The sequence below is a fragment of the Pseudomonas sp. B21-028 genome, assembly GCF_024749045.1.
In the GTDB taxonomy this organism is placed as follows: Bacteria; Pseudomonadota; Gammaproteobacteria; order Pseudomonadales; family Pseudomonadaceae; genus Aquipseudomonas.
Map to the genome: position 1 here is coordinate 805127 of NZ_CP087184.1, position 21654 is coordinate 826780.

General features: G+C 60.3%; 10 protein-coding genes and 1 pseudogene. 5 read left to right on the forward strand and 6 right to left on the reverse strand.

Annotated features, from left to right (window positions below; all coding sequences use genetic code 11):
• Nucleotides 1–15: 15 nt before the first annotated feature.
• The 4 genes from LOY35_RS03530 to LOY35_RS03545 are packed head-to-tail and all read right to left on the reverse strand — an operon-like array spanning nt 16 to nt 14397.
• Complete coding sequence (locus LOY35_RS03530; protein ID WP_258630701.1) at nt 16–2787, reverse strand: RHS repeat-associated core domain-containing protein; 2772 nt, start codon at nt 2785–2787, stop codon at nt 16–18.
• Nucleotides 2784–7232, reverse strand: coding sequence for a SpvB/TcaC N-terminal domain-containing protein (locus tag LOY35_RS03535; RefSeq protein ID WP_258630704.1), 4449 nt, complete (start codon nt 7230–7232; stop codon nt 2784–2786). The genes LOY35_RS03530 and LOY35_RS03535 overlap by 4 nt, the downstream gene beginning before the upstream one ends.
• A complete protein-coding gene (locus LOY35_RS03540) occupies nt 7229–11806 on the reverse strand; it encodes a neuraminidase-like domain-containing protein (protein WP_258630707.1) in 4578 nt (1525 codons plus the stop codon). Before LOY35_RS03540 ends, LOY35_RS03535 begins: the two co-directional genes overlap by 4 nt.
• Nucleotides 11807–11838: 32 nt before the next feature.
• Complete coding sequence (locus LOY35_RS03545) at nt 11839–14397, reverse strand: Tc toxin subunit A (RefSeq protein ID WP_258630708.1); 2559 nt, start codon at nt 14395–14397, stop codon at nt 11839–11841.
• 242 nt (nt 14398–14639) lie between these two features.
• Here LOY35_RS03545 and LOY35_RS03550 point away from each other — a divergent pair, with 242 nt between their 5' ends.
• Both LOY35_RS03550 and LOY35_RS03555 read left to right on the forward strand, forming a co-directional pair.
• Entirely contained in the window at nt 14640–14885 is a 246-nt protein-coding gene (locus tag LOY35_RS03550; protein WP_258630709.1) for a FitA-like ribbon-helix-helix domain-containing protein, read from the forward strand.
• Entirely contained in the window at nt 14882–15301 is a 420-nt protein-coding gene (locus LOY35_RS03555) for a type II toxin-antitoxin system VapC family toxin (protein WP_258630711.1), read from the forward strand. Before LOY35_RS03550 ends, LOY35_RS03555 begins: the two co-directional genes overlap by 4 nt.
• Nucleotides 15302–15354: 53 nt before the next feature.
• On the opposite strand, the gene LOY35_RS28500 is transcribed toward LOY35_RS03555, so the two are convergent.
• Nucleotides 15355–16218, reverse strand: coding sequence for a methyl-accepting chemotaxis protein (locus LOY35_RS28500; protein WP_408981244.1), 864 nt, complete (start codon nt 16216–16218; stop codon nt 15355–15357).
• A gap of 42 nt (nt 16219–16260) precedes the next feature.
• A pseudogene (locus LOY35_RS28505) lies at nt 16261–17274 on the reverse strand (methyl-accepting chemotaxis protein); the annotation flags it as partial.
• A 261-nt stretch (nt 17275–17535) separates the two neighbouring features.
• Between LOY35_RS28505 and LOY35_RS03565 the strand changes: the two are divergent.
• The 3 genes from LOY35_RS03565 (at nt 17536) to LOY35_RS03575 (ending at nt 21645) form a co-directional block, all read left to right on the forward strand.
• Nucleotides 17536–18207 (forward strand): histidine phosphatase family protein, encoded by a 672-nt coding sequence (locus tag LOY35_RS03565; protein ID WP_258630715.1) that lies wholly within the window; start codon nt 17536–17538, stop codon nt 18205–18207.
• A gap of 24 nt (nt 18208–18231) precedes the next feature.
• Nucleotides 18232–19080, forward strand: a complete 849-nt coding sequence (locus tag LOY35_RS03570) for a phosphatase PAP2 family protein (RefSeq protein WP_258630717.1) — start codon at nt 18232–18234, stop codon at nt 19078–19080.
• A gap of 858 nt (nt 19081–19938) precedes the next feature.
• Nucleotides 19939–21645: a ShlB/FhaC/HecB family hemolysin secretion/activation protein gene (locus LOY35_RS03575; protein ID WP_258630719.1), complete on the forward strand. Its 1707-nt coding sequence runs from the start codon at nt 19939–19941 to the stop codon at nt 21643–21645.
• The last annotated feature ends 9 nt before the right edge of the window (nt 21646–21654 follow it).

Sequence of the window (21654 nt, forward strand, 5' to 3'; positions counted from 1 at the left end):
TGAATAGCCTCCGCGCTAAGGTCGAGTGATCGAGAGGATATGCGCGTTGTACGCCTGATAATTCCTGGGGTGGCGCCCCGTCTCGATGTTGACGCTTTCGGGGATGATGCCGCTGCAGTTGAAACAGGCAATGAAAGGTTCCGGTTGGGTCACACCGGTCAATTTTTCAGTAAACAGATGCGTATCCGAAAGCACCCTCTCAGCTTGGCCCGGGTAGAGCGCAACGACGGTGTTCAACACCCGGACCTCGCCATGGGCCCCCGGTCCCCCGGTGCGCACGGGAATGATTGCGTTGGATTCCTCGATATGCGTCGCAATCAGATGCTGGGTGTGTTGCTGGAGCTCAGACAGGGTGCCGGCTGTTCTACTCAGCGTGGGCTCGCGCTTGAGCAGCTCGGGATCCAGCTCGAGTTTATGAACCGGGTCGTTTTTCGTCGCGCTGTATCGTTCGGCCAGGTCTGCCAGGTATTCACTTGTATTCCCGATCCTGTAGCTGCCGAAATTCAGGTAGAAACTCTCGCTTTTCGCGCTGCCTTCGTAGCTGCTGTCTACTCCACGGTATCCCGTCGGACCGGATTTGGGGCCGGTCAGATTGTAGGATTCGTAGACGCTCCTATGCCTACCTTCCGTGTGATCCTTGACCACGCCAAACGAGTGGACAACCAAGTCCTTGCGCTTTGTCTTGCTGAAGCTGGGGGTGGGACTGAGGGCGAGTCCGGGAGCAGAGTCATCTCGGCCAACCCTGGCACCTCTCCTTGACGGTGGCTCCTGCATCATCGTCAGGGAACGGGCATGACCATCGCGCTTCACCGATTCGATCACATCATCCTTCAGCCATCCCTGGTGATCGACGAACCTGAGCGGGTTGTTCCCCACCATGCAATAGAGGTTCAACCCATCCACGGCCCCCGCCGGGTCGGGGCTGATCCAGCGTTGCAGCCACGGCGCATAGTACCGTTGCCCGTAATAGTACAGCCCGCTGGCGTCGCGCTCCTTGCCGGAGTAGCGGAGGGTCCGGTAGTCGGCTTCCACGGCCGAACGGGATGCCAGCCAAGCGGTGCCACCATAGGGCAGGTAGCTTTCCTGGCTGATCAGGTCGCCCTGGTCGTCGAGTTCCAGTGAGCTGGAGCCCAGATGGTCGCCAAGGCTGTAGCGCATCTGGTTGGTGGCGATACCGGACGGTCGGCCTTCGGTCCAGTGCAGATAACGCACGTTGAAGCGACCGACTTGCAGGGTGATGACTTCCAGGCGTTCGTTGTGGCGGCGGTGAATTTCCAGCTCTGGCAGGTAACGGACCTCACGGGTGTGGGTGACCGTCGCGGTGTGGGTGGTCCAGGTCTTGCGCACCCGTTGGCCGGCGTTATCGTAGTGATAGCGTTCAACGTCATTGGGCGCGTTTTCGCGCTGGACCAGCACCACGCTGTCGAGTTGGTTGCGGCTGTTCCAGGCCAGCACCTGACCCGGTGACAGCGCCTGCTGGTTGCCATGGGCATCGACGTCCACCCTGACATCGGCCGACGACTGACCCGTGTTCCACGACAGGAGGCGATTGCTCGTGGCGCTGATATTCAATGTCCGGGTGTAGTTATTGCGGTCGCGAACATGGCGCAGTTCGGTCAGGTTGCCGCCGGCATCGTATTCGTAGTGCTCGGTGTAGTTGAACAATTGAACGGCGTCGATGGGTGCCGTGAAGGACGCAGGCGTCAGGCCTGCGGTTTCACGCCCCGTCGCGCTGACCAATTGATAAAGGCTGTCGTAGGTGAATGCGCTGATGGCTTCGACCCGCTGGTTACTGCCGAACCGCGCCGGTTGGGCCTTGTCTTCGATATGCGTCACGTTACCCACCGGGTCGTAGGTGTAGCGCAGGTCCTGCAAGGTTCTGGCGGACAGGGACGCGCGAAGGGCGGTCAGGCGGCCGTTGGCGGGATCGAACACGGCGCGACTGATGACACCGTTGCCGGCCGTCTGGGTTTCGACCTGGCCGAACGCGTTGTAGGTGAGGTGGCTGACGATGGTTTGTTCGGTGGTGGCATCTCTGGTCTTCAGGCTCACGGAACGGAGTTGGCCTGCGAGGTCGAACGCATAGCGCCGTTGGTGCTGCGCCGCATCGGACTGTTGGATGATCTGCGCAAGTGCGTCGTAGCACCAGCTCGTGGTATGACCGGCACCTTTTTCCAGCAGCAGGTCACGGTCGTTTTCCTCTGTTGGCCAGTCGGCTGGTCCAGCGTCGGCGCGCATATGCCTTGTCTTGCGCAAAGGTGCGGCGCAGAGCGCATAGCCATGGGTGAACAGGGTGCCCGCGCTGTCATCGTGACGAACCAGGGCCCCGCACAGGTTGTGCGCGGCGGACGTCGGCGAACTGTCCCCGTAGCGCAGGCATTCGACCGTACGCGGATTCTGTCCCGGCGTTTGCTCGCGCAGGACGATCGGCCGCAATTGATTGTCGAAGGTCGTCTGCCAATGATTCCCCCGTTGATCCCAACTGCGCAGTAACTGCCCGGCATCGCCCGGCAGGTTCAGGCGCCACCCGGCGTCGACGCTGTTCACCCGTAGGGTCTTGCCGGACAGGCTGTAGGCGGTTTTAAGGTTGGGCTCGGGTGCGTCGATAAGCAGCCGGGCGTCCCATTGCGCCACCCGTTGTCCGGCCTCATCGTAGTGGTGTCGGGTAATACGTGCCTGGCATTGTTCGTCCGCGTTGCGCCGGTAATAAGCCACCTGTCGCACGGGCAGGCCGCGGCTGTCGATGACATTGATCGTGGGTGTCCTGTGATGAAGGCGGGCGTTCATGCCTCACCTCCGGCGGCCGACATGACCTCTTGCAGGGTGTCGTTCTCGTCTTCCTCGACGGTGTACCAGGGATGGCGCGTGTGACGGCGCATGTAGCAGAGGCCATTTTTCCTGGCGAGAAGCCGGTGGCTGGGGCGTCCGAGGGGGTCGTAGAACTGCTGGTCGAAATGCCCGGACTGGCGCAGGGACACATCGTTGATGTGGCAGTGCCGATCGGCAAAATAAGGACGGTAGATGCGGACCGCCAGTCCCTTGCTGTTGTATTCCACCCGCTCGCTGACACGCCAGCGGACTGTGGCGATCTGCTCTTTTGGCTTTCCATCCACCAGCACCAGACCGCCCTTGGCATCGACGACATAGGCCATGCCCGACTCCACGCGTTGCTTGCTTTGCAACGTTCGGCCGAAGCCATCGAAGCTGTTGATGGCGATGTGGATCTGTTGCTGCTCATCGTCGGGATAACGATCGGCGACCAGGGTCGCGACGTGCACGGGTTCACGTGTCGAGGCCTCGAGTTCGTCTTTCAACTTCAGCTCATCGACCGAAAATACCTGGAGCGCCGACAGCCGCGTTCGGGCCGACGCGCAGATGTGCCCGCCGGGTAACAGGTCACCCTGGGTCACGCAACGGGTCAGCCAGTCGCTGTCCGCCAATGCTGCCGCCGATACACTACCCATCCAGCTGAAGGGCGCGTAATAGCTGGCCGTCGCGGCACCCTGCACGGCGTCCTTTGGCTGGCCGACCGCCTCTGCCGGACGGCTGAACGAAGGCTGTTTGAACTGCGCGAGCGGTTTGAAGCCCACGCGGATGTTGTATTCATCCCCATAAAAGGACGTGGCCAGGACCTGGCCGAAAGCATCGTACAGGCCTTCCTGTACGTTACCGTTGGGGTCGACGATGCGCAGGGGCTGGAATGCGCGGTAATCGTGGACCGCGTGGGTGGTACAGCCGTCCGGTAGTTTGAAGGCGGTGACGAAACAGGCGTACTTGTCGTAGCGGATCTCGGACACTCCGTGGCTTTGGCTCGGCTGTACGGTCAGGGTCTTGTAGAAACCCTCCAGTGGCGCATAGGTCGCGAAGCCGCTTTTGACTGACCAGAGTTTTCTCGGAGGCAGGGTCGCGGGAAGAAAATCGGTCATTCGGTGATAACCCATGTGTTCCAGTTCTTTTTCTTTGGGGCGTTTGTCCTCCGGCAGTAACCGGAAGACATCCAGGGCGGTTTCATCCAGCTCGGCACTTTCCAGGTGGCCGGCCAAGGCCTGCAGATCCGCGACGCCATCCGGCAAGGTGGTTGCGCTCGACGCGTCTTTGTAGCGCTGCACGGAGAGGCCGGTCAGCACGCCTTGGGTTTTCCAGGCGGTTTGCCGCAGGCGTTCGTTGAGGTGTTCGAAAGAGAGGTCCCGTGGCGCCAGCCCTCCCTCTTCAGGAGCCTTGGGGCATTGCCATGCCTGGGTGCGCTGGCGATACGGCAGGCCGAGTCGCCATTGCCGGGGGGCTTGCAGGTGGATGAACTCGGCGCGGGTTTCGTTCAGGTGGTAGAGCTGCTGCGCCGGATCATGCGCATCGCGCCACCACTGCTGCTGGTCGGCGTCGCTGAAGGGGGGACTATCGCTGATGGTTTTCCGGCGGGCGTAATGGATGTCCACAGTGTGGGTCAGAGCACCGTACAGATCGTGTTGCAGGTTCAAGGTGTGCCGGCATTGCGGGTCATCGGCAAGGCCTTCGTACTGGTAGGTGATGGTCTCCAGCAGCAGCGGCAACATCCTGGCATGACGCCGGACGCTGTCGGGTGCTTGCAACAGGCGGAGCCCATGACGGTTTTCCTGAACCGAATACAAGGTGGCGGTTTTCAGCTGCCTATCGACGCCGAAGACCTCGCTTCGCAGCAAGCGACCAGACAAGGCGCGGGCCATTTCCAGATCGGTCGTTGCGTCTGACGAGGCGATGATCCGGTCTTGCTGCGACTCCGTCTGGTATTGGCACAGCAGTGTCTTGCCGAGAGGCAGGGCTTCCTTGTCTGCGCGGCTGTAACCATTACGTGGCAGATTCACCTTGCACCCGGTATGAAACCAGGTTTTTTTCAAGCATGTTGCCGTGAAGTCCTGGATGTCGGTTTGCAGCAACAGACCAAAGCCACGAAATTCCCGTTCGGTGCCGTCGTAATAGCCTTGGCGATAGGCGAATTCCTGGGTCAGCCGATTGCCGGTCGTTTCGTCCAGTTGGGTTTGGCTGCAAACCAGGTGCAGGGCCAAGGGCAGGCGACAGGTGAGCGGGGTCTTGGCCGCTACCCTCTCATGTTTTTCGTCCAGCCACTCCTGCGCCGAGCTGCGGTAGCTGATGCGATGGTCGGCACCCATGTTGTTGTTGGTGGCGGTGAGCAGATAGGGTTTGGCGCTGACGAAGTCGTAGTGCCAATGTTGCGACCGCATGTACGGTGAACTCAGGATCAGGCTGGAGCAGCCGAGCCCTTGCAGGTCGGCGACGCTCACTTGGCACAAAGGGTCGTAGCGCAACTTTTGCGGCCAAGGCAGCGCGACTGCAGGGCCGAAACCATGACCGCAGCGGTTCATGAAGATCAGTGCCTGATCCGCTTGCAGATAGATGAGGTCGACGGCGCCGGAACCATCCAGGTCTGCCAGGCGTATACGCGAGGCGTCGAAGCTTTCGTAGGCAAGCCCGGGGAAGTCCAGCGTCCTGCCCTGGCCGAAACGTCCGCGTCCGAGGTTTGGCCAGCACTTCACTTCGTTATGACGAATGCGCACCAGGTGCTGCTGGCCGCTGCCCAGAACATCGCTGAAAGCCACCAGCTCGCCGGGAGAGCCGGTGAATACGGGCAGGGCGTCTTCATGCTCCTCTCGAGGCACCTCGAATGGCGGTGAAAAGCCGTACTTTCGTTGGTTGGCGTACAGGCGAACGCTGCGCGGGCCGATCAACGCCAGGTCGCCGAGGCCGTCGCCCATCAGATCGGCCAAGTGCCCTTGAGGACTGAAAAACTCTGGGGTAAAAGCATCGAACGTGGCGAAGTCCGACCAGCTTCGATCGGCACCGAGGGAGAAGAAACCGCTCACTTGCGGCCGGGCGACGAGCCAGTCCAAGCGGCCGTCACCTGTGAGGTCGCTCAGTGCCTGCCGCACCGGCGTTGCAGTGTCGGTCACCGGAATGTTGGGAAGCGTTCGCCACGGTGCGTAGACCACGTCGTTGCCTTTGGTCCTGGCGCGCACGGGTTCGCGGTAATGCCAGCCTTTATCGGTACGATGGAGTACGCCCGGCAGACCTTCGCCGTACAGATCCACCAGTTGATAGGTGTGGCCGTCGTCGAGCCCCGGCATGTCCGGGAAACGCCGCCAGGCGAGTGGCTCAGGCGCAAGCCTGAACTCGCTGTAGCTGAACTCGACGGGAGGGCGGCTCTCGGTGGTTTCTCCTTCGCCGAACGCCTGTTCATGGGCAGCGCTCAAGTGCTGATAGCCCAAGGACGTTTGGCGATAATCAAGCAGCAGGCGCCGCACCAGGACGGGAGCCGCGCCCAACTCATCGGGGAAACGGTGAAACATCAGGACCTGGCGGCACAACCGTTCGGTGCGGACTTCAAAACCGTAAGCGAAGCTGGAAAACCCATCTCCACGGGGCTGCCACTGCTGGCCCTCATACAGTGGTTTTTCTGTATATGCGGTGGTCCGTTCGCCGTAGTCGAACACCAGTTCGAAGTGCCATTGCACGGGCGCGAGCCGATCCGCGGTCCATGAGTAGAGATGCGCGTCGGCCTTGAAGTTGCCATAGCTGACCTGGCTCAAATAGCGTTGAGCGGTGGCGTCTGACTGGTATTGGTAAAGAATGTGTTCGCCGTGGGCGTTCAGGCTCTCCTCCAGTAGCCATTCGCCGACACGGTCCGCATCCTGGGGATCGGCCCGACGCGATGCCGGGCTCTTTCCAAACAGGTGAAGGCTGCCGTCGGCGGCGTGTACCAGCCAGAAACCAGCCTTATCGTTTTGCGAAGACCAATGTTCAATGCGGTCGAAGCGGCTTTCGGTCCTGGGAAAATGTCGGGTGACGGTGTAGGTCGTGCCCAGGTCCAGATCGTTGTAATGGTCGATATGGGTCGAGACGGTGACGTCTTGCGAATCACGCTCGGGTAGCCATGTCACGCCGGCGGGGCCGACGATCTCGTCATCCTCGGCATAGGTCGGTACGCCCTTGCTGGTGCGTCGCGCCACGCTGGGTAATGACAGCCCCCAGCCGATGCCGAACACACCGTTGCCGAGCGAGCTGGCATAGTTCAGGGATAAGGGCGGCGCAAAGCCGCGCCCCGGTGAAATGGGCAAGGTAATCTCATAGGAAGCCGTGCCGTGGGCGCCGACGGGGTTCCAGCCTTTGCCGATGCTTTGAATGGCACCACCGCCCTTGGGCAGTGAGGGCGCGGCGACCGGCAGTGGGGATTGTTCATTCATTGCACACCTCCGCCGACCCTGGCGGTATAGCTCACGTGCACAATGATGTCGGTCAGCGATTCAAGCAGGTCCTTTTGGGCCTCGGGGTTCGGGAAGGTCAACTGCCATTTGGAAATGGCACCGGTGTATTCGAACGGCAGGTAGCGCTCATCGTTGAAACTCAGGGTAAACAGTCCGTTGTCGTCGATCCCTGTCGAAAGGGCGATCTGCTGGTTGGCGCGCCGGCTCTCCATGGCCTTACCCCGGTCACCTGGCGACAAAAACACCGTGCTGGCGGTTTGGGTCAGCGTGGCCCGGATGTTTTCATAAGGGCCGACGACGGCCGGCAAGGTCACGCTGATGGTCTTGATGCGCCGCAGGTAGTGCTGCTGGTTCTTGTAATCGTCTTCGAATAACTGATGGGTCAGCTCGAACTCACATCCTCCTTTTTTCAGGTCGTCCCGCATCTCTGGCCATTCCTTGTTCAGGTGGCTGGTAGCGGTTTGGCGCTTGAGTTGTCGCAGCGATACCGTTTTGTGAATCTCCAGCTCCCGCTTGTGACGTTGCAGGTACCCGGCGTGCATGTTCAGCAGGTTCAGCTTCAGCAACTCGCCCGCGCCGAGCCCTCGATAGGTCGTATGCCATGCCCCCGGTTGAATGAAGCGGCTGTTGAAGTCGGCGGTCTCGTACCGCCAACAGGCTTCGGCGGCCAGGCACAGGCTCAGGGTCGCGTCGTAGGCCTGGCGATAGACCATGGCCAACTGGCTGTTGAGCCATTGGTACAGTTGCGTCCTGGTGAAGCGCTTGCCGAGGAAGTCGTAGTTGGCCTTGGCCTGGCCCAGGGTCGCTTCCGCCAGGCGCAGTTGCAGGCGGGTGGCGGTTTCCTGCTCAGTGAAATGCGCCAGTTGCGCGTCGATCTGGGCCAGTTCGAGCCGTGACTGATCGTAGGCGTGATGCCATTCATCCCGACGGCGATCGAATATGGCCTGACGGTCGAGTTGGGCCGCTACCGTACGGCTGATGATCGCGGCGCTGTGGGCGGCGGCGGAGGCTGCGAGCGCCGGGCCTTCCCAACGGCTGCCGCCAATGCAGACCCCCGCAATGTTCGGCGCCATCATCAGCCCCGCCGCCGCGATTTGGCAGGCCATTGCGCCGGCCTCCAAGGTGCCGCTGGCCACGTAGAAGTAGCTGGCCTGTGTTTCGGTGTCACTAAGGCCATCGTCCAGCAGTTTTTTGTAATGGGTGCTGCGGTTTTGAACAATGGCCTGGCTGGCCAGCAGTGCCTGGCGGTTTTGACGCTCGATGTTCAAGGCCTGGCGTTGCAAGTCCAGCGAGACTTTTGCCAGATCCCAGGCTTGCTGTTGTTGCAACACCTGCAACTGAGTCTGTTCCTTGCGCTCGATCAGCGACAGCAGCAGGGTGCCGAACTGGCTGAGGCTTTCCACGGCGTTCTGGGCATGGTTGTGCATGACGGTGAAGCGGTAGTGGGGAATGGCGACGCTCGGCAGGCCTGTCGACGAGCTATCCGAGAGGCTCTGGGCATTGGCGCTGAGGAGGGCACGAGGGTCCAGCGGCGCCGCGATGACCGGTAGATGCAGCGGCTTGCCGGCGATATCGAGGTTATGTCGCAGGTTATGCAGGCGACTTTCGGTCAGGTCCCAGCACCTGAGCAATTGCGGATTGAACGGCAGATGCAAGTACGGGCTATCGATAGCCGGCAGGGTCGAGCGCGAGCTGCCTTCGTGAAGGACCAGCGCGCGGTTGTCGGTCAGGCGGGTCACCGAGTACTCAAAGGTGCGCAGGTCGTCATCGGGGGTATCGACCAACGTTTGCAGGCTGATGGCCGTCCAGGGATTGGCCAGTCGCACGACAGGGCGTGGGCCCAGCAGGTCGAGCACGCGCACGTACCAGAGCTTCGCCTCGCTGAGACCGTCGGGCGTCATTGCGCGGTATGCGGCATCGCCTCGGTTGATCAGGATGTCCAGGTACAGAAAGTACAGCGCCTTGCAGAAGTGCACGGGATGACTGAGGGCAATCTGGTGCGGATCATGGGGCGTCTGATTGGCGTACGACGGCACACTGTTATCGATCAGGGGCGCACTCCTCCAGCACTCCTCCCTGTTGCGACCCGGGTCGAAGGTGTAGCGCAGCCAGCGTTCGGCGTCCTCGTACTGATGCTCGACATTCAAGCGATGGGCGACCAGCCATGGCACATGGAGGAACAGTTCGGTGAAGTAACGGCCATAAGCGCCATGAAAATCCATCGTGATGCTCGAGTCGTTGGGTATCGAGGGTTCCTGCAGGTGTTGGGTCGTCCAGTCGAACAGCTCATCGAGGCTGTTTTCGGTGCGCCGGATCAGTTCGGCGGCGAACACGGTATTCAAGCGGATCGGCGGACGCCGTCGGCTGGAGGCGTCACTGGTTTTGATTGCGGACTTGGCGAAATCGATGAACTGGGTGGTTCCCAGGCCGGGTGTCGTGGCCTGGGTAATTTCTGGCGGTTGCTGGCTTTTCACCAGACGTTTCAGCGTGATGGCCCTGAGGACGGAGTAGAGCTTTTTTGTCGGTTCGAAGGGGTGGACGAACGCCACCCCGAGAATAAGGGGGGTGCCATCGTCACCGGGATCGGTGTCGGGCCATTCGAAATCAAAGGACGGCGCCAAATGCTCGGCGGGAATGGACTCGGCCACGACGCTCAGGTCTTCGTAGGTCAGCGGCCGGTCCAATGAGGCCGATGGTTGACGGAAGACGACATACTGCTTGTCCAGCGGCTCATCACAGAGAACGGTGATGCGCTCCACGTCAAAAGGTTCTGCATGCTCTGTCTGCAGGGTCAGGGTTTCCGACCCAGTGGCGGAGGAAGAGCTTCTATTCATACGCCGGCTGATTTTGATCAGGTGTCTGACGGCATCCGTGGAAATGAATTTTCCTTCAAGGCTGGTCCGGCTGGAGAGACTGATGTTGGGCGTGCGTTCGCTGTCTCTCAGTGCGTCAGTCGTGTGCGTGAAGGACACCGTGAAGCTTCGGTCGAGGGCGACCGGGGATTTGCTGAGATCAAGGCTCGAACCCTCATGAAGCCTCATGTAGGGAGTTTGTGGCAGGCTTTGGGCAGGGAACACCAGACTCATCTGGAGGCGAGGTTCATGACTGAAGGCGTTCTCCAACCTCAAGCGCATGCTGTTGCGCGGCAGATATCCCATGGCCCCTGCACTGGTAATGCCGATGTTTGCCGCCATGTGCAACATGAGCGTGGAATCGTGCCTGGAGTAGCTGAGTTTGATGCGATCACGGTAGGCCCTTTCGAAATCCGACAGGGTGGGGGGTAAGTTGCCGGGCAGGGCGGCTTCCGCCAGTTCGAGGTCTGCTGAAATCGTGGCTTGAATGCGCTGGACGGCGGTGTTCAGGAAATCCTTCTTGGCGGCAACGTCCGCTGAGCGGTCCGGTTCAAGGCTGAGATGCCTGTCGATGCAGATCGTCTTGCTGAAGGCGGGGCTGTTGCCGGTGGCGATGTCCATCGCTGCCTGCGTTTCATAGCCATACAAGGCGAGGAACAGTGAGTCGCTCGAACCCTGGCGGTAATGCACGGCCACTGTTCTGATCAATGTATTGATCACCGCGAGGTCCTTGCTGCCCAGCGTCCTGTCCTGGCAATAGCCTTGCAGGGCAACCCGCGGCGTACTCCAGCTGCCATCCTGTTTCCTGAAGCAATAGCTCAGGCGCAACAGCGGGTGATGCTTGGCCGGTGGCGTTGTGTTGTCCTGCGAAGGCGCGCGGCTTGAGGCCGAGGGATCCTGATGGATACATTCTGCCCAGGTCACGAACAGGCGATTGTTGAACCAGACCGGGCGCACCAAGTGTTCGGCCGCATGCTCAGGGATGGGCACGTCGGCTTTTTCCCAGTCCGACCAGGCGTATGGATCCGGTTGGTCCAGCTTGGGCGCGGTGGCCGGCGGTTGTGGCGGCGCGCCAGCGAGCGGGCGCTGGGCCATGTCCAGCGAGCGCCAGAAGTAGCTGTTTTCGGTGCGGGATCTGGCAATGAAATAGTAGGTGCTGTTGGCGAAATCATCGCCATCGATGTAGCCGTTAAGGATATTCAGGTTGGCGACTTCTTCGAAGCGCGCCAGGTAAGCCATGACCGCCGATTGAACCGCGGCGGGATGAATCTGGTTCTGACTGAGGGCGTTTTCCAATTGCTGGAAGTTGGCGCTTTTATTGGCTCTCAGGGCGGGGTCGAGATAAGTCGCAGGGAAGTAGAGCAGCTTCTGATGGGCGGCCCAGATTGGGTACTGCAGCATCTCATCGCGCCATGTGTGCGTAAGCTCGGCGCTGATACCGGTCGGGTCGTACCCGGGCTCCAGGTTCATCAGTATGCGGTTGATGTACTGCTGCAGGCTGGCAATGGCGCAGGCGACGGGGGTAGTGGGCACGTCCTGGCTGACCAGTACATCGAGCAGCCAGTATTCGTAGAGGTCCCGGGCCGTCTTGATCTTGTAGGTTTTCACCTTGTCCCGGTCAGGTGCGACCTTGTTCAGATAGAACGCCAGCAGTGCATCGCGCAGGCTTTCATCGAGCTGCTTCCTAATGGCAACGGTCATATTCGGTCCTTGAATGTTGAAAGGGGCGCCGGTCAATGGCAGGCAGCGATCAATGCTTCCCCGACGGTTTCCCAATCCGATGCAGGGCTTAGGGTCTTCAGCGCAGTTGCCTTGAGCAGCAGGTCGGCGGACAGCCCCGTGCTGACGCAGCACGCTTGGCAGCGCATGATCCAATCCACTGCTTCCATTGACTGCGCACGGTTTGGCTCCAACTGCGCCGTCAGGCGACTGACTTCTTCGGTGCTCCAGTTCAGAAGGCTGGCCAGCAGGCTGTTGGCTTCTTTTTCCGCGTACTGCCCGTTCTGATTGGCAACTTGCAGGTAGTGCAGCAGGTTCGCTTCCGACTGCGCCTGATGACGGGCGCAATGACTGAAGCGCTTGAGCAGATACAGTGTTTGAGGGGTAAGGCGGCTGGAGGCGTTCGAGGTCAGCCAGCTCGGGTTTTCCATCAAGGCTTCCAGTGTGCTGCTGCCCAGGTGCAGATGCTGGCAAGCCTCGGCGGTGCGAAGTACCACTGCCAACAGACGGGACATGATGCCCGGTGCGGCTTTGATGGCCGCGACGACCGCCATCGCGTCGGTGTCGGCCATTCGCATGACGCAAGGGACGTATTCGGCGCCAAGGTCGGTGACGTCATGCAGCAGGGTTTCAATCAGGTGCCGTGGGTCGTGGTTGGCGTTGGCGTCCGCTTGCAGTTTCGCCAGTCGTTTTTCCAGGTTCTGATTGAGTGGCAAGCTCGTTTCCGGTTCGTCGAACAGACGACACCAGCGCAGCACATCGAGCTCGTTCTGCCTGAGCCAGTCGACGGCCCAATCCAACGCCATCAGCACGTCGAGAATGTCCGATCCCGCGGATTCCGACGTTTGCAATCGCCCGGTTACCAGCGCCTTGCAGAACTCATCCCCTCCCAATAAACGGGCCAGTTCAGTGCATTCAAGGGGGGATAGACCCAGCATCCGAGCGATACGGGCCTGGCGATAGAGTGAGGAAACCGTGGGCAAGTCGTGTTTCGGCGAGCCCAGGTATTTCTCGCTCTGTCGCACAAGCAACAGCAGCGAATCCTGGGTCGTGGGGAGCCCGAGACCGGCGCTCAGATAGCTGAGGGTCTGCTGGTCCGTGGCGGTCAGGAAACTCTCGGGAAGTTGCCACACGGGGCTTTCAAACAGTCGGGTGCGGTTGAACACTTGATCGAACAACGGTAGACGGTCGCCGCAAGCCTCAACCGGCATGTCGTGCAGCAAAGAGGCAAACTCCTCAGGCGCGATCCCATGGCGTTGATTCAGGTACCGATAGACGCCAAGTGTGCGCAACGTGTTGGCGTTGAGCGTGTCATTCCCTGCGGAGCGCTGGGCATTGGCGATCAGCGTGTCCAGTTCGGCAACGGGGATACCCGTCCAGCGATGCAGGCGGATCATTCGCTGGGTTCGGTCGAAACGCTCATGGGAGTGGTGGATGAAGACCTGCATCTCCCCTTGGGTTGCAATGCCCAGGACGGAACTCTGTTCCGGCCCGTTGATGTAGCTGGCGCCATAGCCGGTCTGCCTGGCGTCTGGGCTATTGATTGAAGACCTGGGGCTGTAGCTGCCTTGCGCCAACAGTTGCTCTACTTGCTCCGTCGTCAGCCCGGTGCGCTCCTTGAAAAATTCCAGCTGACCCAGGTTCGTTATGTTTCGGGTCCCGTAGCTCTTCTTCAGTGGGTCTGACCTGGCGATCGAGGCAATCGGCGCGAGTAGCAGGTTCTGTTGTTCCGGACTGAGCCCGGACAGCAGTATTTGCCCGTTGAGATGAGACGTCGTTACGCTGCCGTAGGTTGAGCTGCCCCGTGAAAACGGCAATTGCAGGCTGATCCGATAGTTCAGCTCGCCCAGTGCGGGCTTGCCTGCCCCCAGCCCGAGCAGACACTGGTGATGGTGCAGGTTATAGGGCAGCGAAAAGGGATAGCGCTCGCTGGCCAGCACCTGCCGGACTGTCCTGTTCTTGCCTTCATCGACCAGGTACGCCTCGATGTTGCTGCGCAGGGTGTCATTGATGATGTCGAGCATCGGACGCGTAGCGAAGGCGCTTTGTCGATCGAGCGTCAGTTTCCTGAGGTCCGGGCGCCGCTCCTCCAGGGTGATCCTGGCGGGTTGTGCGGATGCCGCCGGGAGTTGCTCCAATTGCCTGGCAAACAGATACAAGGCCCGCAGGTACGCCACGGGCGAGTCGATTGCAGCGATGTCGCCTTCGTTGCAGAACTGATCCCAGTTTTCTTCAAAGAGTGCCTGATAACCGGCGGACGCTGACGTCGAGTCCGAACCCAGGCTGCGCCGGACACGCCTCTGGGCATCCTTCCCGGTCGAAACGCGATGCTCCTGGTACAGCCGACTGATTTGCCCGGCATAGCTCGCAGCGTTGTCATAGACCTGTCCGGCATCCGCGTCGCAATACTTGGCGAATTCAAGGGCGAACGATGTCTTGCCCATGCGCACGATGTCGAAGACCGACTTCAACCCCATGCGCTCCATGGCTGTTCTGAAGCTGGTTTTTACGGCGTCCTCGTCATTGGGGAAGGCGACGAGCCTGTGCAACAGCGAGTCGTTGCTGACATCCATTTGCGGTCTATCTCCTGTTCGAACGGAAGGTGCGTGTTCAGGAGAAAACCGTACAGGAACGTGCAGAAAAAGACGGTAGGACTGAAAGGGAAGATGTGTACGAAATGGCGATGCGTCGTGCGGGTTGATTAATAGCTGGGGCGGCCGAGAGGATTACCGGCTGATTGGCGAGTAGTGGCTGGACAAGGTGAGCGTTTTTAAACTAGGTTGATATCAATGATTTCATTGATAGCGGAGGCGTTATGGCCAGCATCACTATTAGAAACTTGGACGATCGGATCAAGGAGCAACTGCGCATCGCGGCAGCCCACAACGGTCATTCTATGGAGGAGGAGGCCCGGCTGATTCTGGGGCGGGCATTGGCAAGGGTGAACCCGGAAGGAGGGTTGGGAAGTCGTATCCGGAACAGGTTCAGTGCTATGGGAGGTGTTGATCTGGATCTGCCTTCGCGTGACGAAAAAGCCACTGCGGTGGATCTCTCTGAATGATAGTGCTCGATACCAATGTCATTTCTGAGTTCATGCGTGCGGAGCCGAACGCCAACGTATTGGCCTGGATCGATTTGCAGCCTGCTATGGATCTGGTCATTTGCGCTGTTACGGTAGCAGAGATTCTTCATGGCATCGCCCGGCTACCCTTTAGCAAGCGCAAGCAAAAGCTTGAGTCTCATGCAATGGCAATGTTTGAAGAGGATTTTGCCGGCAGGATCCTGCCCTTTGATGCCGATGCAGCGGTCGAATATGCAACCCTCGTTGCGTCATGTGAGGCCAAGGGGAGGGCAGCAGGCATGGCCGATGCGCAAATTGCCGCTATTTGTCGGACTCACGGAGCGCCGATTGCAACCCGAAATACCAGAGATTTCGAATTCTCAGGAATTGATATCATCAACCCCTGGAACGCTTGAGTCATGCCAAAAAAAACGCCCATCTCCTGCCGGAAATGGGCGTTTTTCATGATTCAAACCCGGAAATGACTCACCATCATCTGCAACTGATTACCCAGTCGCGCCAGTTCCACGCTGGAGGCAGCGGTTTCATCGCTGGCGGCGGCGGTCTGTTCGGACACGTCGCGCACGTTGATGATGCTGCGGCTGATTTCCTCGGCCACGGCGCTTTGCTGTTCTGCGGCGGCGGCGATCTGCTGGTTCATCGACTGGATGTTCGACACCGTGCGGGTGATGTTCTCCAGTGATACCCCAGCCTTGCGGGTCAGGGCCACGCTGCTGTCGGTGAGGCTGCGGCTGTTGTTCATCACGGCCGCCACTTGCTGGGTGCCGTTCTGCAGACCGGCCACCAGGCCTTCGATTTCCTCGGTGGACTTCTGCGTGCGTTGGGCCAGGCCACGGACTTCGTCGGCGACGACCGCAAAACCGCGACCGGCTTCACCCGCGCGCGCCGCTTCGATCGCCGCGTTGAGGGCCAGCAGGTTGGTCTGTTCGGCCACGGCCTTGATCACGTCCATGACGCTGCCGATCTTGTCGCTTTCCTGTTGCAGCACAGTCATGGCATCGGTGGAACGTACCACTTCGCTGGCGAGGCGTTCGATCTGCGCGATGGCTTCGCTGACCACCTGGTCGCCGGCACGGGCTTCGCCGTCCGCCGCGGCCGCTGCATGGGAGGCTTCTTCGGCGTTGCGGGCCACTTCCTGCACGGTGGCGGTCATTTCGTGCATGGCGGTCGCCACCTGATCGGTCTCGACTTTCTGGCTGTTGACCCCGGCGCTGGTCTGCTCGGTGACGGCGGACAGTTCTTCGGCGGCGCTGGCGATCTGGGTCACGCCATCGCGGATGCCGCTGATGAGATCACGCAACGTCACGCCCATGCGGGCGATGCCCTGTTGCAGCACGCCGAGTTCATCGCGGCGGGTGACAATGATGTTGTGCGACAGGTCGCCATTGGCAATGCGTTCGACCACGGTCAGGGTTTCGCTCAGCGGCCGGGTGATCTGCCGCGTGATGATCACGGCGGCAATGATCCCCACCAGCAGGGCGAGCAACGTACTGATCAGTTGCAGCGTGCGGGCCTGGGCGCTTTCGGCGTCGCGGCGGTCGAGCTGGATCTGATACAGCTGTTCGCTCTGGTTGACGATGGTCGCACCCTGCTCGGTCATTTCCTTGCGCGCCTGCACGGCGTCGGCAGTGGCCGACTTGAAGGCCTGCAAGGCGCTGCGGTATTGGCTCAGGGCGTTTTCCAGTTGACGCAGTTCAGCTTGACGAGTGCTGGCGAAACGCAGATTCAGCGGTTTGAGCGAAGCGATGGCGGCGTCCAGTTGACCGACGGCTTTCTGCTCCGTATCGGCGTTGCTGTTGGCGGTGTAGCCACGGACTTCATAGCGGGCCAGCATAAACGCCTGCTTCGCCTGGGTGATCACCTGGAACTGTTCGAAGCGCTCATCGCCCGGGGCCATTTGCGCCACATCGGCGCCGATCACTTCGATCAGTCTGTAGGCGGTTTCGGCGTTGGCGCCCATGGCATCGCGGGCGGTGTTGCCGGTGCGGTAGGCGCTGCGCATTTTGTTCAGGGACGTCTGATAGGCGCCGATGGTCGCGCTCTGCGCCTTGAGCAACTTGACGTTCTCCGGGCTCTTGAAGCTGCTCAGCAGCGCGTTCTGTTGCGCCACGAAACCATCGAGGGTGGTCTGCACATTCTGTGCGGCCGTCTCGTCGCCGTTGGTCAGCATGTATTGCAGGCGAGTGACCCGAAGTTTGGTCAGCCCTGCGTTGAGCTGGGTGATGTCGCTCATCCAGTTGCTGCGGTCGATCAGCCCGCCCAGGCTGTTCCAGCCGGTCACGGCCAGGATGCAGGTCAGGAGCAGCACCAGGCCGAAGCCCAGGCCCAGTTTCATGTTGACGCTAATGTTGCCAAACCAGCTATTCATCAAATTCCTCCAGGAACGTTGTGCTGCTTGATCGTCGGTTGGCTGGAAGATTGTTGTTGTTAAGCCAGCAAAATAGGAAACAGGCCTGTATCGGCGGCCGCTTCGATATCTGAAAGATTTTTTCCGGCACCCAGCTATTCACCGAATTTTCGGCGGGCGTACCAAGCTTTTTTTCACATCCATTTCACTGCCTGCCTACGCCGCCGCCTCTACTGTCACGCCATTGAATGACAGGGGTGTATGCCGTCGGGGCGGCTTGATGTGGAACTGAGACTGAGTTTTTTCGGCTTGACGCGTTCGATCGAGACAAGCCGGTTTGCCCGCTACCGAAACGCCATGGTCGTCCTGGCCTCTGCGCTGCTGGTGATTCCATTGACCCTCTGGTTGCTGAGCCCGGCGGCGTTGCCGGACCTGGCCCATGGCAATGTCGCCGGCGCCCGGACGTTGGCCGAAGGCTGGGCAAAGGGGGAAATGATCGTGCTGGTGCGCCATGTCGAGCGCTGCGATCACTCCAAGGCTGCGTGCCTGAGCGACCCTGCCGGCATCACTGACCGGGCCCGTGCCGTCGCGGTAGGTCTTGGCGCCCGGTTCGAGCAACTGGGCCTGGACAACACCGACATCTACAACAGTCCGGCCACCCGCACGGCCCAGACGGCGGGCTACATGTTCAACAAGGTGAGTGCTGGAGACGATTGGCTGATCAACTGCCGGCGTGACCTGCTGCGCAACGCCTTGGCCCACAAGGTGGCCGGGCACAACCTGATTCTGGTGACCCATAGCGAATGTATGCAGGCATTGGAAACCTCGCTCAAACGTCCGACTTCGACGTTTGGCTATGGTGCTTCGCTGTTTGTTTCTACCGCCAAGCCACAAGCGCCTCGGTTGCTCGGTTTTATCGAAGCGTCTGACTGGCGCTCGGTGACGTTTCAGTAACTTTTCCCACGATTAGGACAGCCCATGCTGACGTCTGCTAGCGCCCGTTTCTATGGGCTCAATCTCGGAATTCCCCTGCTCTGTGCCGCAGTGGTGTTCCTGCTGTTCGACATGACCCGCATCGACATCGCCATCAGCAATTTCTTCTACGACCCAGTACACCAAGTGTTCCCGTTGGAGCATGTGCACTTGTTCGAGAAAATCACCCATAAGTGGGCCAGGGTCATACCCAACTGGACCGGCGAGGCGGCCATTATTGGTGCGCTGTTATCGTTGTTCTGGCCCCTGTTCAATCCGGAAAAACGCCCAGCACTACTTCATCTATTGGACACCCTCAGGCTGAGCAAGCCGCTGCGTTTTGCCCACAAGCACCGTCGTGATTTCCTCTACGTCGTCTTCGCATTTTCCCTCAGCACCGGGGTCATTCATTACCTCAAGGGCCATACCAGCGTGTACTGCCCGGTGGAAACCACCCAATACGCCGGCAAGATCGAACACAAAGAGTGGTATCAGAACTTCAACCTGTTGAAGGTTGCCGGTGACGGCCGCTGCTGGCCCGGCGGTCATGCCTCTGGAGGCTTCACCATGCTGGCGCTGTATTTCGTCGCACGCCGCTACCGCTGGCGTCACTCGAAAGCGCTGATGTACGGCGCGCTGGCCTTGGGATTTGTCTATGGCACAACGCGAGTTCTACAGGGATGGCACTACATGTCCCACACCTTTTGGGCGGGGATCTTCGTCTGGTTGAGTTGTTGGCTGATGGCGTTGGCCTTCTATGGGCGCACAGTCTTGGAACAACCTGTATCGACCAAGGCTTCGTTGCAGGGTACGAAAGGCCTGCCTGGGCTGGGTGGTGCGCAGTCCTGTGCATGAATCGCGGACAAAAAAAAGCCCGCGGGAGAGCGGGCTAAACCTTAGTTTCTTGAATGAGCGAGGGGACTTTACCGAATAACAGCCGTGCGCAGGGTGAAGAAAAGTTCATGCGATTTCTCGCCACGACCTTTCCTTGGTACAGGCCTGTCGAACCCCCCTGTGGGAGCGAGCCTGCTCGCGAAGGCGGACTGACCTTCATTGCTGATGTTGACTGATCTGCCGTCATCGCGAGCAAGCTCAGCTCCCACAGGATCTGCAGTGAACGCAAATCCGTGTGTCGCCCCTGGATCCCTTGTGGGAGCGAGCCTGCTCGCGATGACTGCGCGTCAGTCAACATCTCTATTGAATGTACCGACGCCATCGCGAGCAAGGTCAGCTCCCACAGCGACCTGTTGTGAACGAAAATCCGTGTGTCGCCCTGGATCCCTTGTGGGAGCCGAGCTTGCTCGCGATGACGGGGTGTCAGTCCACATCTCATTGAATGTACCGACGCCATCGCGAGCAGGCTCGCTCCCACAGGTTCGGTGGTGCCTGACCTCTCTCTGGGACAGGCCGACAAATCCGTGGCGAGGGAGCTTGCTCCCGCTGGGCTGCCCAGCAGCCCTTCTTTGTGGGCTCCTCTACAGTCGAGATTTACGACGCATCTTGTGAGACACGTCTCTTTTTTTAACAGAAAATTCCCTCCCCCTTGAACCGAAGTCGATGTGCAGGGTCTGGTGTGCGCGTGGTTTTGCGTATCAGCAGCGTGAGCGGTTTTCGAGGCAGCCTGGAACGCCTGGCACCTTCGAAAACAGCACTGGAGACTTGTCTTCGGTCGGCTCGCGAGCATGCTGTCACTTCCGTATCGAGGGATCGAACATGTTCTCACCCGCCCGTTGGGCGAGGTTGTGCCTGGCTTTGCTGTGCCTGTCTCCGCTGACCCTGGTTCACGCCGCCCCCACCCCTGGTGAAACCGACCTGATCCGCGAGCGTCAGAATCGTTTGCTCGAAGAGCAGCGTCGTCGTCTGGAGGAGCTCAAGGATCTCCCCGGTAAGGAAGCGAAACCGACCCAGCCGAGCGCGCCGGCCGATACCCGTTGCTTCCCTATCAAGACCATCGAACTCAAGGGCGCCGACAGCCTTTCGGCCAGCGAGCGCGAGCGGCTGCTCAAGCCCTACATCGGTCAATGCCTGGGCGTGCCCCAGCTCAACGAACTGCTCAAAGTCATCACCGACCACTACATCGAAAAAGGCCTAGTCACCAGTCGTGCCTACTTGCCGCAGCAGGATCTGTCCGCTGGTCACCTGCAAGTACTGGTGGTCGAGGGCCGGCTCGAAGGCTTGAAAGGCGCCGAGAACAGCCACCTGTCGGAGCGTGAATTGGCGATGTCGTTTCCCGGCAAGACCGGCGAGCTGGTCAACCTGCGGGAAATCGAGCAGATGGTGGACCAGCTCAATCGCCTGCCGTCGAACCAGGCGCAGATGGAGCTGACCCCCGGCCAGAACGTCGGCGGCAGTGAAGTGCTGGTCAAAAATACCCCGCAGAAGCCCTGGCGTGCCGGGCTGTCGCGCAGCAATGACGGCCAGCGCAGCACCGGCGAGCAGCAGTGGGGCACCCGCTTCGAGTGGGACAGCCCGCTGGGCCTGGCCGATCAGTTGATGCTGCGCGGCGGTCATGACGCGATGAGCGATCACCAGCACACCTCGCGAAACGCCATGCTCTATTACAACCTGCCGTTTGGCTGGTGGAACGTCAGCTACACCTACAGCCAGAGCGAATACCGCTCACAGATCGCGGCTAACGGTTTCAACTTCAAGCAGAGCGGCGACAGTCAGAACCATCAGTTGCTGGTCGAGCGCGTCATCCATCGCGACGCCTTGAGCAAGACCTCCCTCAACACCGGTCTGGCCTACCTGCGCAGCAACAACTTCATTGAAGACAGCAAGCTCAGCGACAGCAGCAATCGCATCAGCGAAGCGCAGTTCGGCATCAACCATGGTCGCCGGGTCGGCAGTGCTTTCGTCAACCTGGACCTGGGCATGCAGCAAGGCATCGGCGCGTTCGATGCCCAGGGCGACCATGACCCGGGCCGCGGACTGCCAAATGCGCGCTACCGCAAATACACCGCCACCGTCAGCTACCTGCAACCCTTCCAGCTGTGGGGCGAGTCCTTCAGCTTCAGCAGCCTGATGACCGGCCAGCGCAGCGAGGACCCGTTGTTCAGCCCGCAACGCATGAGCCTGGGCGGGGAGTCCTCGATTCGGGGCTACAAGGATCAATCGTTGGCCGGCGACAGCGGTGGCTACTGGCGCAACGACCTGCGCTGGAGTCGCCCGGTGACCCTGCAATGGCTGCGCCCGGTGTTCGCCGAGTACGGCACCAGCCTCGGCTACGACCAAGGCGTGATACGCGGTAATCACTACAACAAGGAACCGAGCGGGCGCATGTCGAGCAACTCGGTGGAGCTGTTCGCCCGCGGCGAGCACCTGAGTGCCAGCGTCACCTTTGCTCACTCCCTGGAACGCCCGGCTGCCCTGACCGAGCGCGAAGCGCCGATCTATTTCCGCGTGGAAGCTCTTTTTTAAATTCTGCCC